The sequence below is a fragment of the Streptococcus suis genome, from assembly GCA_024583055.1.
Lineage (GTDB): Bacteria > Bacillota > Bacilli > Lactobacillales > Streptococcaceae > Streptococcus > Streptococcus suis_V.
On record CP102145.1, the window covers coordinates 1,358,075 to 1,373,258 of the forward strand.

Annotated in this window: 10 protein-coding genes and 1 pseudogene; 1 reads left to right on the forward strand and 10 read right to left on the reverse strand. The window is 43.1% G+C overall.

Going from position 1 to position 15,184, the window contains the following annotated elements:
* Positions 1-7: 7 nt before the first annotated feature.
* The 7 genes from NQZ91_06680 to NQZ91_06710 all read right to left on the reverse strand — a co-directional run bounded on the left by NQZ91_06680 (position 8) and on the right by NQZ91_06710 (position 12,408).
* Positions 8-820, reverse strand: a complete 813-nt coding sequence (locus NQZ91_06680; protein ID UUM57089.1) for a metal ABC transporter permease — start codon at positions 818-820, stop codon at positions 8-10.
* Positions 813-1,523, reverse strand: coding sequence for a metal ABC transporter ATP-binding protein (locus NQZ91_06685; protein UUM57090.1), 711 nt, complete (start codon positions 1,521-1,523; stop codon positions 813-815). Before NQZ91_06685 ends, NQZ91_06680 begins: the two co-directional genes overlap by 8 nt.
* Positions 1,523-1,966, reverse strand: a complete 444-nt coding sequence (locus tag NQZ91_06690; protein ID UUM57091.1) for a zinc-dependent MarR family transcriptional regulator — start codon at positions 1,964-1,966, stop codon at positions 1,523-1,525. The genes NQZ91_06685 and NQZ91_06690 overlap by 1 nt, the downstream gene beginning before the upstream one ends.
* A gap of 229 nt (positions 1,967-2,195) precedes the next feature.
* Positions 2,196-2,459, reverse strand: coding sequence for a hypothetical protein (locus tag NQZ91_06695; GenBank protein ID UUM57092.1), 264 nt, complete (start codon positions 2,457-2,459; stop codon positions 2,196-2,198).
* A gap of 71 nt (positions 2,460-2,530) precedes the next feature.
* Complete coding sequence (gene tkt / locus NQZ91_06700; GenBank protein ID UUM57093.1) at positions 2,531-4,501, reverse strand: transketolase; 1,971 nt, start codon at positions 4,499-4,501, stop codon at positions 2,531-2,533.
* A gap of 310 nt (positions 4,502-4,811) precedes the next feature.
* Positions 4,812-11,267, reverse strand: coding sequence for a pullulanase (locus NQZ91_06705; protein ID UUM57094.1), 6,456 nt, complete (start codon positions 11,265-11,267; stop codon positions 4,812-4,814).
* A 193-nt stretch (positions 11,268-11,460) separates the two neighbouring features.
* On the reverse strand, positions 11,461-12,408 hold the full coding sequence (locus NQZ91_06710; GenBank protein UUM57095.1) for a LacI family transcriptional regulator: 948 nt from the start codon (positions 12,406-12,408) through the stop codon (positions 11,461-11,463).
* Positions 12,409-12,669: 261 nt separating this feature from the next.
* On the opposite strand from NQZ91_06710, the pseudogene NQZ91_06715 reads away from it, so the two are divergent.
* Positions 12,670-12,915, forward strand: a pseudogene (locus NQZ91_06715) (hypothetical protein).
* Here the strand turns inward: NQZ91_06715 and gap are convergent.
* The 3 genes from gap to NQZ91_06730 form a co-directional block, all read right to left on the reverse strand.
* A complete protein-coding gene (gap, locus tag NQZ91_06720) occupies positions 12,861-13,871 on the reverse strand; it encodes a type I glyceraldehyde-3-phosphate dehydrogenase (GenBank protein UUM57096.1) in 1,011 nt (336 codons plus the stop codon). The pseudogene NQZ91_06715 and the gene gap overlap by 55 nt on opposite strands.
* Before the next feature lie 289 nt (positions 13,872-14,160).
* Positions 14,161-14,487: an AzlD domain-containing protein gene (locus tag NQZ91_06725; protein ID UUM57097.1), complete on the reverse strand. Its 327-nt coding sequence runs from the start codon at positions 14,485-14,487 to the stop codon at positions 14,161-14,163.
* Positions 14,477-15,175 (reverse strand): AzlC family ABC transporter permease, encoded by a 699-nt coding sequence (locus NQZ91_06730; protein ID UUM57098.1) that lies wholly within the window; start codon positions 15,173-15,175, stop codon positions 14,477-14,479. Before NQZ91_06730 ends, NQZ91_06725 begins: the two co-directional genes overlap by 11 nt.
* Positions 15,176-15,184 lie beyond the last annotated feature (9 nt).

Here is a 15,184-nt window from a genome sequence, read left to right on the forward strand (position 1 = left end):
ATTCCTCCTATTTTTTAAACTTGGCTACTAGATTCACCAATAAGAAAATACTAATAAAAATCAAGGTAATGCTGGCACTTGCAGGTGTTTCAGCATAGTAAGATGTCAACAAACCAGTGACCATTCCAAAGAAACCAATCGACATTCCGATTACAATCACCGACTTAAAATTTTTCCCTAGACGAAGCGCAATGGCTGCAGGCAAGACCATGATGGTCGATACCAAGAGGGCACCAGCCGCAGGAATCATCAGGGCAATGGCGACACCTGTCACCACATTAAAGGCAATAGACATGGCACGTATTGGTAAACCGTCCACAAAAGCTGTATCCTCATCAAAGGTCAAGATATACATAGGACGTAGGAAGAGAAGGGTCAACAAGATAACCGCAACTGCAATGCCAAACAAAGCCCAGACCTGTTCCTGGCTAATAGTGACAATCGATCCAAATAGATATTGATCTAAACTCAAACTCGACTTGCCGCCAGACTTATTCATGACAATAAGGGAAATAGCCAGACCTGTTGACATCAAGATTGCCGTACCGATTTCCATAAAGTTCTTGTAAATCGTCCGCAAGTACTCAAGAAAGACTGCTGCCACAACCACAACAAGTAATGTTGACACAGTCGGAGAAATCCCCAAAACCAAACCAAACGCCACACCTGCTAAGGAAACGTGACTAAGGGTATCTGACATCAAACTCTGTCTTCTGAGAATGAGAAAAACACCCAGGATTGGTGAAAACAAACTCATGGCAATAATTGCCAAAAAAGCCCGCTGCATGAAATCATACTGGAAAATAGACAGATCAAACATGGCCTACCTCCGATTCTAATTCCGCATCATGAACATTGAAACAGCGCCAAGGAGAAGCCTGATCACGAACCAAATGAATATTGCGATCTGCATACCGACTCAACTCATCAGGATCATGAGTAATCATCAAAACAGCCTTTCCATGCTTCTTAGCAGAATGGTGCATTAACTTATAAAAAGCATCCTTGGTACCACTGTCCATGCCAGTCGTCGGCTCATCCAGAATGAAAATATCCGGATCAGATGCAAACATACGTGCAATGACAGCCCGTTGCTTCTGTCCACCACTTAGTGACCCCAATTTCTTATCTCGATGCTCCCACATACCAACCGAATCCAAACTCTTCTTCACATGTTCCTCATCGTGAGCCGTCAACCGTCTAAACCACCCCTGTCTTGGATATCGACCAGAACGAACAAATTCTAAAACAGTACTTGGAAAACCAGCATTAAAGCTAGCAATCTGCTGCGGCAGATAAGCCATACGTAACTTTTTCCCCTTGGTGCTTTTTTCAGAAATAGTCACCTGACCAATTTTTGGTTTCAAAATCCCCAGGGTCGCCTTGATCAAGGTAGACTTGGCAGCCCCATTTTCACCCGTCAAGGTCACAAACTCTCCACTATCCAAGTGATAATGGATGTGCTCTAGGACCGGCTCCTTGTCATAATAGAAGGACAAATCCTCCACTGTGATGTATCTCATTATTTTTTAATCTTCTCCACTAAATCCTGCATAAATTGACCAATCAATTCTTGCTCATCAGCCGTGTAACCCTTTAGTAAGTCCTCGTAAGCCTCTAATGTGTGGGCATGATGGTGGGCATGCTCCGCCGCAATGGGACGAGCCAGGTCCGTTAAACTAAAGCGAACAACACGGCCATCCTTACTATCCCGCACTGCCTCCAAGAGACCTTGCGCAACCAAAGACTTGGTGGCCTTGGTCACTGCAGCCTGACTGATATTGAGCTGCTTAGCAATCTCAGTATTGGTATAAGCATTCTTTTCAATCAACATGAGGATATGCTCCTGGGTATTGGTCAACTTGACCGAGCTCTGGCAATTACCAACTAGAATCTCCAGTTGATTTTCCGAACTCAGGACAATCTCATGCAAACATTTTTCAATTTCTAACGCAATCGGATTCATTTTATTTCCTTAACCTTTTAATTAACTTGTTAAGTATATCATATAAAAAAAGAAAAAACAAGAAAATGAGTCATATTTTCAGAAAAAGGCAAACCTCTGACTAAGAGCAGCTTGGACATAGGGCGACCAAGGTCCGTACCAACCTATGCCGTAAGGTATTTTTCTATTCAAATAGCAAAACAGGCACAACTGGCAACCTCGCACAGACATACCGAGATATTTACAAGATTCACTTTCTCAGCTTTAAGAGAAATACCAGAGGGGCAAAGAGAAAGAGGGACAGGAAGGCGATTTTTCCTGCCAAGGCATTTTTAGGTATCTTTTCATACAAATCATCCATGATAAACGAAAAGGCCAGCCAACAGAGAAATAAGTAGATGGCACCTAGAAAATTAGGCCAAGCAGGCAGACCATCCCAAAGCAAACTTAGGCCAACCCCAAACAACATCCCCCCGACGACAAAGGCCCAAAAATCAAATTTCAAAGATTTCATAACAGCTCCTTTTGTTTATAGTATAACACAAAACAGCCCCTCGGCGAAGGGCTGTTCCTAGTTAATCTATCTTACAACTCATTAACCAATTTCACGACGTTTTCAACGGTGAAGCCGTAGTTGTCGATAACGGTTTGAGCTGGAGCGGATGCACCAAACGTATCGATACCAAGCACCTTACCGTCAAGGCCGACATACTTGTACCAGCCCTGAGTAGCACCCATTTCGATAGCCAAACGACGGCGAATAGCGTTTGGAAGGATTTCTTCCTTGTAAGCTGCGTCTTGAGCATCGAAGAGCTCTGTCGAAGGTACTGACACGACACGGACTTTTGTACCAGCTGCCGCCAATTCCTTGGCTGCCTTGACTGCCAAGTTAACTTCAGAACCTGATGCAATCAAAATAGTGTCAAAGCCTTCTGTATCGTAGACAACATAGGCACCTTTGGCAACCTTATCAAAGTCTGTTCCTTCTTCCACTGTCAAGTTTTGACGAGTGAGGACAAGGGCTGATGGTGTAGACTTGCTTGTCAATGACAAGTACCAAGCAGCTTGTGTTTCACGCGCATCTGCTGGACGGAAAACGTTGAGGTTTGGCATTGCACGAAGACCAGCCAAATGCTCGATTGGTTCGTGGGTTGGTCCATCTTCACCAACTGCGACTGAGTCGTGGGTAAAGACGTAGGTCACTGGCAATCCTTGCAGAGCTGACAAGCGTACCGCCGCCTTGACGTAGTCTGAGAATACAAAGAATGTACCACCAAAGACACGAAGTCCACCATGAGCTGCCATACCGTTCAAGATCGTACCCATCGCAAATTCACGCACACCAAATTGGATGTTGCGATTGAGCGGATTTGCAGCATCTTGCAAGCCTTCGCCCTTGATAACGGTCATGTTTGAGTGAGCCAAGTCGGCTGAACCACCAAAGAAGTTTGGCAAAACAGCTGCTGCTGCGTTGATAGCGTCTTGTGATGAGTTACGAGTGGCTTGTGAAAATCCATTTTCATAAACTGGGAAGTCTTCTGGCTTGAGCTCTGCCAATTCACGGCCTTCCAAGATAGCTGTCACTTCATCTGCCAATTCTGGATAAGCAGCCTTGTAGTCTTCAACCAATTTAACCCAAGCGTCGTAAGCTGCTGCACCACGATCAGCCACATTTTCTTTGAAGTCAGCGTAGACTTCTTCTGGAATCTCAAATGGAGCATAGTTCCAATCCAAGGCCTTGCGAGTTGCTTCTGCTTCATCTGGTCCAAGTGGAGCACCATGAGCCGCATTGCTACCAGCCTTGTTTGGTGAACCATAACCAATCACTGTCTTGATTTCAATCAAAGATGGCTTGCCTGCTGTTTTTGCTTTTTCAATGGCCGCAAAGATCGCATCTACATCGGTACCATCGGTCACAAGGTCTGTATGCCAACCGTAGGCATCGTAGCGAGCACGGACATTTTCCGTAAAGGCATCCTTGGTCTCTCCGTCCAAGTTAATATCGTTTGAATCGTAAAGAACGATGAGTTTTTCAAGCTTCTGAAGACCTGCGTATGACGCTGCCTCAGCTGAAACACCTTCCATGAGGTCGCCGTCTCCACAGATAACATAGGTATAGTGGTCAAAAATTGGGAAACCGTCGCGGTTGTACTTAGCCGCCAAGTAACGCTCTGCCTGCGCAAAACCTGTTGCAGTTGAAATACCTTGTCCAAGCGGACCAGTTGTCGCATCGACACCTGTTGTATGACCAAATTCTGGGTGACCAGGTGTTTTTGACCCCCATTGACGGAAACTCTTGATTTCATCTATTGTGACATCTTCAAATCCTGACAAATGAAGGAGGCCATAAAGAAGCATGGAGCCATGGCCAGCTGATAAGATGAAACGGTCACGGTTAATCCAGTTTGGTTGCGCTGGATTGACACGAAGTTCCTTAGTAAAGAGGCTGTAAGCCATTGGGGCTGCACCCATAACGATGCCAGGGTGACCTGATTTCGATTTCTCAATGGCATCAATACCAAGGAAACGAATCGCATTGACTGAAAGATTTGACATGTTTTTCTCCTTTTATAAAGTCATGTTTTCATTATACCATAAAGCGTTTTCTATGTCTGTCACAATATTCTTGTTTCTATATAACATAACGAAATTTTTTGAGAGGAGGGGAATCAATAAATGTATGAAAGAAATTACAATTTTTGAGATCTAAAATCCAAGTAAATTCTTCATTAAAAAACGCATAAAATCAGTATGTCACTTGAACCGTTGATTCTATGCGTTTTATAATGTGGTCTATCTCAATAATTTTGCTACATTTTTAGTTTTTACCAAAAACTGTAAAAACTATTGTTACGACCGAAGAATACTATTCTTCTAATTTTTTGTTTCTTCCTTGTGCAGCAACTGTCAAACCAAGTCCAGCAAGTCCGAGGCCTAGAAGTGCCAAATCACTTTGTCGGTCACCTGTAGCTGGTAGGCTTTCTTTGTTTGATGCACTTGTGGTTTGTTCAGACGCTTGAGCTGTTGGAGTAGAAAGACTTGGTTTTTCTACCACATCCTTAGCCTCCATACTACCCTCAACAACAATCCGCTCCTCACCATCTACTACTGTTTCAGATAACAAGTTAGTAGCAATCACCTTGCCGTCAACCAAGACATCTTGATAAACCAAGACTCTCTTACCTGCCTTACCTTCTTGAAGCACATAAGATTGACCTTTTGCGAGAGTTGCATCATAGCGAACTTCCTCTGCAATCGGAAGGACAGATTCTTCTGTACGTTCTTTCGTAGTAAAGTCTAGGGTTGGTTTTTCTTCAGCAGTAGGTGCTGTATCTGGAACTTCTGTAATGATATAAGGCAAACGAATCACTGTTGCTGTCAAAGGTGCAAGAACAACTGCGCTATCAGTCAATTCAACACCCACTAAATCAGACAATGCTTCTACACCTGCACGTTCACCGTCAACCAGTACTTGACCCTGCAGTAAGTCTTTGTAACTATCTGAAAGAACAAAACTACGCTCCTTGCTGTCTGCGTTAACAAAGACAGCATAGCGGTCCCCATTGCTTGCAATGGTTTGATAGGCAATAACCACATCATTTTTGGCAATGCCATTTTGACCTGGAATTGAAATCAAGCTAACCTTCTGTTCAACTTCTTCTTTTGTTCCCAAACGGAAGGCATCTGTAGATTTGCGCAAGGCAATCAATCCTTTTGTAAAGGCCTGAGTACGGGTATTCTCTGGATAGAGCGCCTCATCTGTCGCTTTGGTCCAGTCAAACTTGTTGACTGCATCAGATGAATCGTAAGAGTCATGAATGTAGTATGGATAGTCAAATGGCGTTCCATCTGCATTGGTCAACAAATGCGCCTTGTTTGGTACCTTGTCCTCTGTAACTGGGTTCTTGTAATCAGGATGGCGGAACTGTTTGGTCCGTCCATACTCCTGACCAGAATGGATAAACGGTGTCCCTTGAGCAGTCAAGACTAGCAAGTTACCCAAACGTTGACGTTGGTGAATTTCAGTATAGTTTTCAGCAACTGACGGATCCTTCTTGATGGACTGAGCAATGATATCAAATAGGGTCAAGTTATCATGCGCAGCAATATATTGGATCACATCACCTGGATCGTCTGCCAAGAAGTTGCCTGGTTGTGCCTTGATGTTATTGAAGACAGATTCTACACTCTTAGCACCGCCTGTGATAAAGGCTGGCTGACCTTCGTTTGGATAACCAGATTTAAGTGTATTGCGAATTTCATCTGAGAATACCGCAACCGTATCTGTTGAACTCATCCAGTCTTGGTCCGCTGGCTGAACAGGCTGATTGGCGTCGCCTGTAAAGGTTCTCCAACCTTCACCAAGCATAATGATGTTTGGATTGAGTTTTTGTGCCTCGGTAAAGGCCAGCTCAATCGCTTCGGCATCATGGTCACCCATCATATCAAAGCGGAAACCATCTACCTTAAACTCGTCCACAAGATACTTGATAGAATCAACGAGGACACGGCGACTCATGTAGTGAGTAGTTCCGAGACGACCACCACCAAAGCTTGATTTAGCCGTACCATCTGCCTCCATGAAGTGGTAATAGTTTGGCTCTAAATCTTCAAACAAGAAAGTCTTAGAAGTATGGTTATACACCACATCCAAAATCACACCCATGCCTTGTTTGTGAATTTCATTGACCAGGTTTTTGAACTCTTCGATGCGTTTCATTGGATCCGTCGGATCTGTAGAATACATACCTGTAAAGGCAAAGTAGCTCTGTGGATCATAACCCCAGTTGTAGTTACTGTTGCTTGACGCGTACTCACTCATCCGCTCTGCATTTTTCAATTCATTGACAAAATAGTAACTCATAACTGGGAGCAGTTGAATATGGGTCACACCCAGTTCTTTTAGGTAGCTGAGAAGTTCTGCAAAGGCCGCAAAAGTACCAAACTGAGCAGTCAATTCATCAGAAATAGCAGGATCGGATGTAAAGTCACGGACATGAGCCTCATAGATAATGGCATCTTCACGCTGATTGAAGTTAGGAATTGTGGCATAGTTCAAATCACTTGGACCAACTTCTGCTGGATCCACAATCGCAGCTTTTGCAATCCGATAAGATGGATCTGTATCTGCTAAATCACTATTCCACTCCGCTAAAGACTTAGCATATGGATCTAAAACAAGAACAGATTGATCCCCACGAGTGATTTCATAATGGTAATAGTAACCACGATAATCTGTGATACCAAGACCTGATTGACCATTCAATTCAAGATCCCATTGTCCTTTATCGCCCTTGGTCATAGCTAATGTACCGACCACCTTAGACTGGTCATCCTTATCATAAAGAACAACTGCTACACTGTCTGCACTTGGAGACCAGAGAGTCATATCAACGACACTACCAGCCTGACTCACACGCGCACCAAGTTCTCCATCATAAGCATAGAGCTCATCCTTCAATTGCCAGCTCATAGTTGTTGTGAAGCTATCATTGCCATATTTGAGGGTATAGCCCGCATTTTCTTGGTTGAAATCCCCAAGGACTCGTACCTTGTTGCTAGTAGCATCCAAGACAAGATCCGTCACATTCACTGTCTGGCCATTTTTATCTGTTACAGACAATTTTTCTAAAATACTTTCCTTATCAGCACCTTCAAGCGTTGTAAATGCTGCTTCTAGAGCTGTTAGGCTAACATGGGAAACGCCTGTTACACGGACATTATTGACAAAATAAGGGTTGGTGTAAATAGTCGCATCATCATCTTTGAGGAAGATTTGTGTCTGATTTTTCAAATCTTTAAAGCTATAATCTTTCTGTTGAATCTTCACATCATCTCCTGACTTGCTTTCATCCAATAGTAAGAAGCCAATGGAACTTGGTAAATCTGTCAATTTGACATCGATATAGGCACCATACTTGCCTTGGTTTTCAAAATCAATACCATTTGGCCAGTCACCCAAGGTAACGTCAGTCACATCACCCCAGATCCAGAGACCTTTTTGGTCATAATCGCCATCTGTACGGAAATAATTAATCCGAATATAACCTTCTTTAAGTGGTTGATAGAGGCTGAGTTGATAATTCTCATCAAACCAAGCTTCATTCATCTTGGTGCTAATTCGCTCAATAACTTTATCGCCGGTTATATTTTCCCCAGATGTATTATTAATCAGAAGACTGATTTTGCTGGCTGTTTCATCTTTCATCTTGATATCAAGATAATATCCATAATCATCCTGCTTAGCAGTACTGAAATTGGTTGCACCTGTTGGCCAAGCACCAAGATCTGACGATGGTTTTTCGACATCATCCCATGTCCATAAACCTAGGCTAGATACATTATCAGATGGTAGAGTTTTAAAGTGAACACGGAAGTAGCCTGCTTCAATTGGCTCTTCAGTCGCTCCTTGCACACTTGCATTGACGATGTCTCCTGCTTGAGTCTGAAGGAGCATGGTGCCACCTTGACCGATTGTTGGAAGTTCGACTTGAACAACCCATTTACCGTCTTTCTCGATAGCTTGATACGTTTTTCCTGTGTAGGCATCTGTGACAACCACATCCTTACCAGATACTTCAAGCGCCATTTCCTTGCTCTCGGTATTGGTTGAGAAGACAAGATAGGCAGCTTGATCTTGGTAACTGCGTTTGCTGATAAGCCAACCTTGGCTATCATTTCCAGCAAGTGTGCTTGTATCACCACGTGAGAGCAATGTTGAATTGGCATTGCGGAAAGCCAGCAATTTCTGATAGTGGTCTGTGATGTCGCTAGTCTCTACCTTGCTCCAATCGAAATCGTACCGGTTACCATAAACTGGCCAGTTGTTTTGTCCAGATTGCCCCACTTCTTCACCGTAGTAGATGACTGGCTGACCTTTAGCAGTAATCAAAAGACTAGCAGCCAATTTCAGTTTGTCCAGATTTCCTTCTTTTTCTGCGCCACCGAGACTATAGAGGAAACCATCTTCGTCATGACTACCCAAGAACTGACCCAGAGAAGCTGCACTAGTCAGAACCTTGCTACGTTCTTCCAGCTCTTTTCCAGCTGCTTTTAGTTGACCATTGACCAGATATTTAGCAATATCCTTGAAGCCAAAGTCCAACAAACTATCCATAGTACCGATTCCCAAGTCACCCTTGGTATCCTTATAATTTGCTCCCCAAGTTTCCCCAATCAAGTGGAAGTCAGGGTCTCTATCCACCAATTCATTTTTGAAATGCTGCCATGTGGTATCATCAACGTGTTTGACTGTATCGACACGGAAAGCATAGATAGAGTTGCCCTTGGCAGTTGTTGAGCGTTCCAACCAAGATGCCTGCCAAGCAACCAACTGATTGCGAACAGCTGCTTCTTCTGTCTTGAAGTCTGGTAATCCAGATAATGAGCCTAATTGGTCATCTCCCTGCTTATCTTCTTCCTTAGTTCGTACCATACCTGCAAAGGTTTCTTCTGTACCATAGCCAGCATGGTTAAGAACCACATCGACAACAATGCTTATTCCTTTTTCTGCCGCAGCATCAATCAATTCGTGGAAATCGGCTAAACTTCCCAAATGCGGATTTAGTTTCTCAAAATTGGATGCCCAATAACCATGGTAAGCATAGTACTCTCCATCTGTTGCGCTACCAACATTCTGTGGAATATTTTCCACAATCGGAGTCAACCAGATAGAATCCACACCCAATTCTTTCAAGTAATCCAGCTTGGCTGTCACTCCTTTGAAGTCACCGCCCTGGTAAAGACCGCGTGGGTTGGAGGCTGTTCCTTCCACTAGCTTATCATTGCTGGTGTCTCCATTATAGAAACGGTCTGTCATCATAAAGTAGATAACTTGCTCGTCCCAGTCTTTTTCACCATCTGCCTTGATACGCTCTGTAATGGTCACATCTAATTTTGTTTCGTAGTAACCGTTGTCCTTGTCATAGACCTTTACAGGAAGACTATATGTCCCTGGCGCTGTGCTAGACGTCGCTTTAATGGTCACACGATTGAGCTCAGTAGAGATTGGAACAAGACCTCCACCGATGGCACTTGTATCGACTTCCATTTTGACAATCTCAGCATTTTCAGGGTTAGTGACAGTTACAGATACCAAGCCACTTTCATTGTAGTTGAATGGTGCTTTGCTACTAGCCTCAAGTGTCACATTTTTTGTACCCGGCGTAGCTTTGCTGGTATCGAGTTCTACTTTCTCTTCGATAAAATATGGATTGGTATAGACTTTATCGTCACCGTTTCGAAGGAAAATTTGGCTATGCCGTTTACGGTCAGCAAAGGCTAAATCAATTGTTTTATTACCTGCCAAATCTGGATTATTCTGATTGATTAGCAGAAATCCAAGCTTGGAATCTAAACCATTCGATAGAGGAATGTCAACATGGGCACCGTATTTGCCAAGTTTAAAGTCAAGGGCGCCCGTTGGCCAGCCATCACTCGCTTCAGTCGTATCCCCCCAAGTCCAAACGCCCCAACCTTCATAATTGTTGTCTTCACGTGTGTAATTGATACGGAGGACATTTTCATCTTTGAGCGGCTCATAGCTAGACACGCTATAATCGCTCGCAACCCAAGCTTCATTCTGCTCTGGGACCAGTAGCTCCACTTTTTGGTCCGATTCTGTTATTTTTTCCCCATTCTTGAGAACCAGGTAGCCAATCGTTCCTGGTGTCTCAGATTTTTTAATATCAACGTAATGGCCGTAGTCATCTACCTGACTGCTTGAAAAGTTCGCTGTATCCGTTGGCCATTGATTACCATCGGACGGCTCTGCCACTCCACCCCAAGTCCAAAGTCCTTGACTTTCTGGTGCTGTTTCATCTACATTTTCAAAGTGCAGACGAATGCTGCCTTCTTCGATAGGGGTTTCTGCCGGGGTGGATAATGTAGCTGTTTCTGCTGCAGCTCTTTCTGCCACAGCTGTTTCAGTAGTTGCCAGCGGTTCTGCTGATGCATTATCTACTGTTTCAACAACCTCCGTTACTGCTGGAGTCTCAACTGTTTCTGATACTCCAGTTGAATTTGATGTAGACTCAGTCACCGTTTCTTCTGAACTTGGTGCTGTATCCAAGGCTGTAGGCGTAGTCTCTGCAACTGGGGCTGGCTCAACTGTTTCGACAGGCTGCTCAGAAACATCGGTTATAATAGCTTCCACAGGAGTAGCCACTTCCTCAGCATGAACTGTTTGACCAGGTCCAGACATTAAAAAGGCTGTCGCTATACCGACGGACGCAACTCCTATCGTAAACTTACGAATTCCGAAAATAACTTTTTTTTCAAACATTGGTGATTTTTTTACTAAACGCAAACGTTTTCTATTCATGCCGTACTCCTTTGGTATGTATAATATGATAATAGTATATAAAAAATATTTTCTTTTGCAAACGTTTTCTTAATTGTTATCGGTAACAGCTTTCTTAATCAAAAAAGGGATTGTACTCTTTATTTACCCAGTCATCGTACCCATCAACACTGGATTTAACAACCCCTCTATTAGTTATGTAGCATCATTCATTTTATGCTCTAGTACTTTCTCTCACTACCAAGCTAGCTTGGCAAAATCGCTTTTGTTCCTTTAATTCACAGCCCTCCACCAGAGTCATTAACTGATTAACAGTAATTCTCCCCATTTTTCGGAACGGTTGCCGCATAGTGGTTAATTGAGGACGAGAAACGCGGTCAATAAAGATTCCATCAAATCCAATAATCCCATAATCTTCTGGGACTCTCTTTGATGAAAACAATAACCCCCGCTCAATACCAAGCGCTATGCGATCAGAAGCACATATAAAGCAAGTATTGGGTGATAACAAGTCCAATTGTCTTACAAAGTCTTCTGATACCCTAGACCTGTTTTCTAGACGATAAATTTTAGGGGGATGTCCCAATTCCTCCATTGCCTCTACATACCCAGCTTCCCTAGATTGTGCAAAGGCATCTGGCAAATCTATCCCAACAAATACGACCTGTTCATAGCTTTTCTCAAAGGCAAAACGACTTGCTTGGTAGGTTGCTTCCTTATTGTGTGTATCTACAAACGGAAGTCCCACCATATTTTCGCCAAATAAGACTACGGGTTTCAACAAACTCCGCAACCAGCCATAATCTTCTATACGCGCGCCCGTGACAATGTAGCCGTCACATTGTTCTGTCACTTGATTCCGATCCGTCACAATTTGCATTGTATAGTTTTTTTCGCTCAGTCCGAGTGAAATTCCTGCTATCAACTCCGCATAATAAGGCTCGACAGTCTCCATTTCCTCTAAGATAATGACCTGGACTGTCAGAGTTCGTTGTTGTGCAAGGGCTTTTGCCACAACATTCGGTTGATAATCTAACTCTTTCATTGCTAACAAGACCATCTGTTTTAACTCTTCCGTAACGAGTTCTGGATGATTCAGAACCCTGGAAACTGTCATCTTTGAAACATTGGCCCTTTTCGCCACATCTGCCAACGTCGTCATATATCTCCTCTCTTATTTTCTAGCCAAAATATGCAAACGTTTTCTTGATGCTATTATATATTATTTACTACTAAAAAGTAAAGCCCTTTCATCACATTATTTTACAAGAATTTTCTGAATGATCCGCGAATCTGTTTTTTTAATTATAAAAAGGCCTATTTATTAGACCTTTAACTGTATTTCAAAAGACGGTGTTGACATAACCCTTGAGAAGATACGTTGAACTTAATCCTAGTCAAGTCTTCTTGTTTTAGATAGAACTCTTTGGCGTGCTTAAATCTCAAAAAACTTGTCAAAAGGATGGCGGGAGAGCCTTTTTATTTTGTCCAGATGAGGTGGTTTAAGCACCAAAACAGCCATTTTTCTCTAAAAACAGTAAAAAAGACAAACACCAAAACGATGTTTGTCTGTAATCTGAAGAGGCCGAAGCCTCTTTTCATTTTCACTAAGGATTATTTAGCGATTTTTGCGAAGTACTCAAGAGTACGAACAAGTTGTGAAGTGTAAGACATTTCGTTGTCGTACCATGAAACAACTTTCACCAATTGTTTGCCGTCAACGTCAAGAACTTTAGTTTGAGTTGCGTCGAACAATGAACCGTATGAGATACCTACGATATCTGAAGATACGATTTGGTCTTCAGTGTAACCGTAAGACTCGTTAGCAGCAGCTTTCATTGCAGCGTTGATTTCGTCAACAGTTACGTTTTTCTCAAGAACAGCAACCAATTCAGTTACAGAACCTGTTGGAGTAGGTACGCGTTGTGCAGCACCGTCCAATTTACCGTTCAATTCTGGGATTACCAAGCCGATAGCTTTAGCAGCACCAGTTGAGTTAGGAACGATGTTTGCAGCACCAGCGCGCGCACGACGAAGGTCACCACCACGGTGTGGACCGTCAAGGATCATTTGGTCACCAGTGTAAGCGTGGATAGTTGTCATCAAACCTTCAACAACACCGAAGTTGTCTTGAAGAGCTTTAGCCATTGGAGCCAAACAGTTTGTAGTACATGAAGCACCAGAGATAACTGTTTCAGTACCATCAAGGATATCGTGGTTAGTGTTGAAAACGATTGTTTTAACGTCGTTACCGCCAGGTGCAGTGATAACAACTTTCTTAGCACCATTTTCATGGATGTGTTGCTCAGCAGCAGACTTAGATGCAAAGAAACCAGTTGCTTCAAGAACGATTTCTACACCGTCAGTAGCCCAGTCAATGTTAGCTGGTTCGCGTTCTGCAGAAACTTTAACGAATTTACCGTTAACTTCGAAACCACCATCTTTAACTTCAACAGTACCGTCGAAACGACCTTGAGTTGTGTCGTATTTCAACAAGTGTGCAAGCATTGCTGGATCTGTAAGGTCGTTGATACGAGTAACTTCAACACCTTCAACATTTTGGATACGACGGAATGCAAGACGACCGATACGACCGAAACCGTTAATACCAACTTTAACTACCATTTATGATTTCCTCCTTATGAAAATCGAGTTGTATTTTTAAAAGGCAAGCCTTTTAATCCTTTTTGTGAAAAATATAACTTGTAGATTTGCAAGTTAGTTTTCAACGTCCTTATTATATAACTTATTTTATAAAAATGCAAGAGATTCATGAGCATTAAGAAATTAAACCAACAGACCTATCTTCAAACCAATTATTCCACTGCTTTCAAACGTCACTATCACCAATCGCCGTCTAAGTGGAGGCAAGAAAATCGCTAAGCAAAGGAAGAGACCCAGCCCTTCCTTTTTTCTATATAGATACCAATCTTAGCAGCGCTGTCGTCAGAACACCAACCAGGACCGCAAGCAAGATGTTTTTCGTCTTGAGAACCACCCAAAAAGTTGGAAGTAAAGCTAGGCTTTCTACCGGCAAGAAGCTCGGCAACCGTCCAACCTCCTCGTCCATGATACTAGATAAGGTCAAGGCAAAGATAATGGTCAGTGGCAAAAAGCTGAGAAACTTGACCAGTCTATCAGGCAAACCTTTTTTTTGAGTCAAGACAAACGGGAGAACCCGCGGAAACCAAGTCACCGCAGCCGCAACTAGAATAATCAAAAATATAGTTTTATTGACCATCAACCATCACCCCCACTGTACATCCAACAAGCGTCGCCAACAAGACCGCCAAATAAGACGAGACTAGGCTTGCCAAGCCAACATAAACCAACAAAACCGAAAGCAAAATCAAACCAATCTTCTTCATAGGAAGTTGCCGAGCCATAGCCTCCAATTGGCCAGAAAAAATCCCAACAAACATGGCAATCAAAGCAAAATCCAAGCCCAAAGCCTCAGGATTAGCAATCAAACCACCCAGCACATTTCCCAAAACTGTAAAGACAAACCAAGAGGCATAGCTGGCTAGATTATTGCCATACATCCAGCTGGGCGCAATCTGCTTTTCCTCAACATGCTTTCGCAAAAGCACCGCATAAGATTCATCCGTCAAGAGGGAACCTATCAAAACATTAGAACCCAGGCTATTGCCTTGAAAAATCGTTGTCGTGTGCAAACTCATCAAAAAAAGGCGGATATTAACAAAAAATACCGTCACCGCAATGGACAAAAGCGGTGCCCCAGCTAAAATCATAGCACACATGACAAACTGGGCACTCCCCGCGTAAACCAAGAGACTCATCAGCCCCATCTCAACGGCCGTAATCCCTGAATTGACCGAGACCACCCCGCAAGCAAAACCGATGCTAGCATAACCCAAAACCGTCGGCAGAGCTGCTTCCATGCCCGACCGAAAATTCATATCCTTCATATCTTCTCC

Excerpts from the sequence above, each read along its gene's own strand:
- NQZ91_06690 (UUM57091.1), bottom strand. The coding sequence starts at position 1,966 with ATGAATCCGATTGCGTTAGAAATTGAAAAATGTTTGCATGAGATTGTC.
- NQZ91_06725 (UUM57097.1), bottom strand. The coding sequence starts at position 14,487 with ATGGTCAATAAAACTATATTTTTGATTATTCTAGTTGCGGCTGCGGTG.
- tkt (UUM57093.1), bottom strand. The coding sequence starts at position 4,501 with ATGTCAAATCTTTCAGTCAATGCGATTCGTTTCCTTGGTATTGATGCC.
- NQZ91_06710 (UUM57095.1), bottom strand. The coding sequence starts at position 12,408 with ATGACGACGTTGGCAGATGTGGCGAAAAGGGCCAATGTTTCAAAGATG.
- NQZ91_06695 (UUM57092.1), bottom strand. The coding sequence starts at position 2,459 with ATGAAATCTTTGAAATTTGATTTTTGGGCCTTTGTCGTCGGGGGGATG.
- NQZ91_06730 (UUM57098.1), bottom strand. The coding sequence starts at position 15,175 with ATGAAGGATATGAATTTTCGGTCGGGCATGGAAGCAGCTCTGCCGACG.
- NQZ91_06705 (UUM57094.1), bottom strand. The coding sequence starts at position 11,267 with ATGAATAGAAAACGTTTGCGTTTAGTAAAAAAATCACCAATGTTTGAA.
- NQZ91_06680 (UUM57089.1), bottom strand. The coding sequence starts at position 820 with ATGTTTGATCTGTCTATTTTCCAGTATGATTTCATGCAGCGGGCTTTT.
- gap (UUM57096.1), bottom strand. The coding sequence starts at position 13,871 with ATGGTAGTTAAAGTTGGTATTAACGGTTTCGGTCGTATCGGTCGTCTT.
- NQZ91_06685 (UUM57090.1), bottom strand. The coding sequence starts at position 1,523 with ATGAGATACATCACAGTGGAGGATTTGTCCTTCTATTATGACAAGGAG.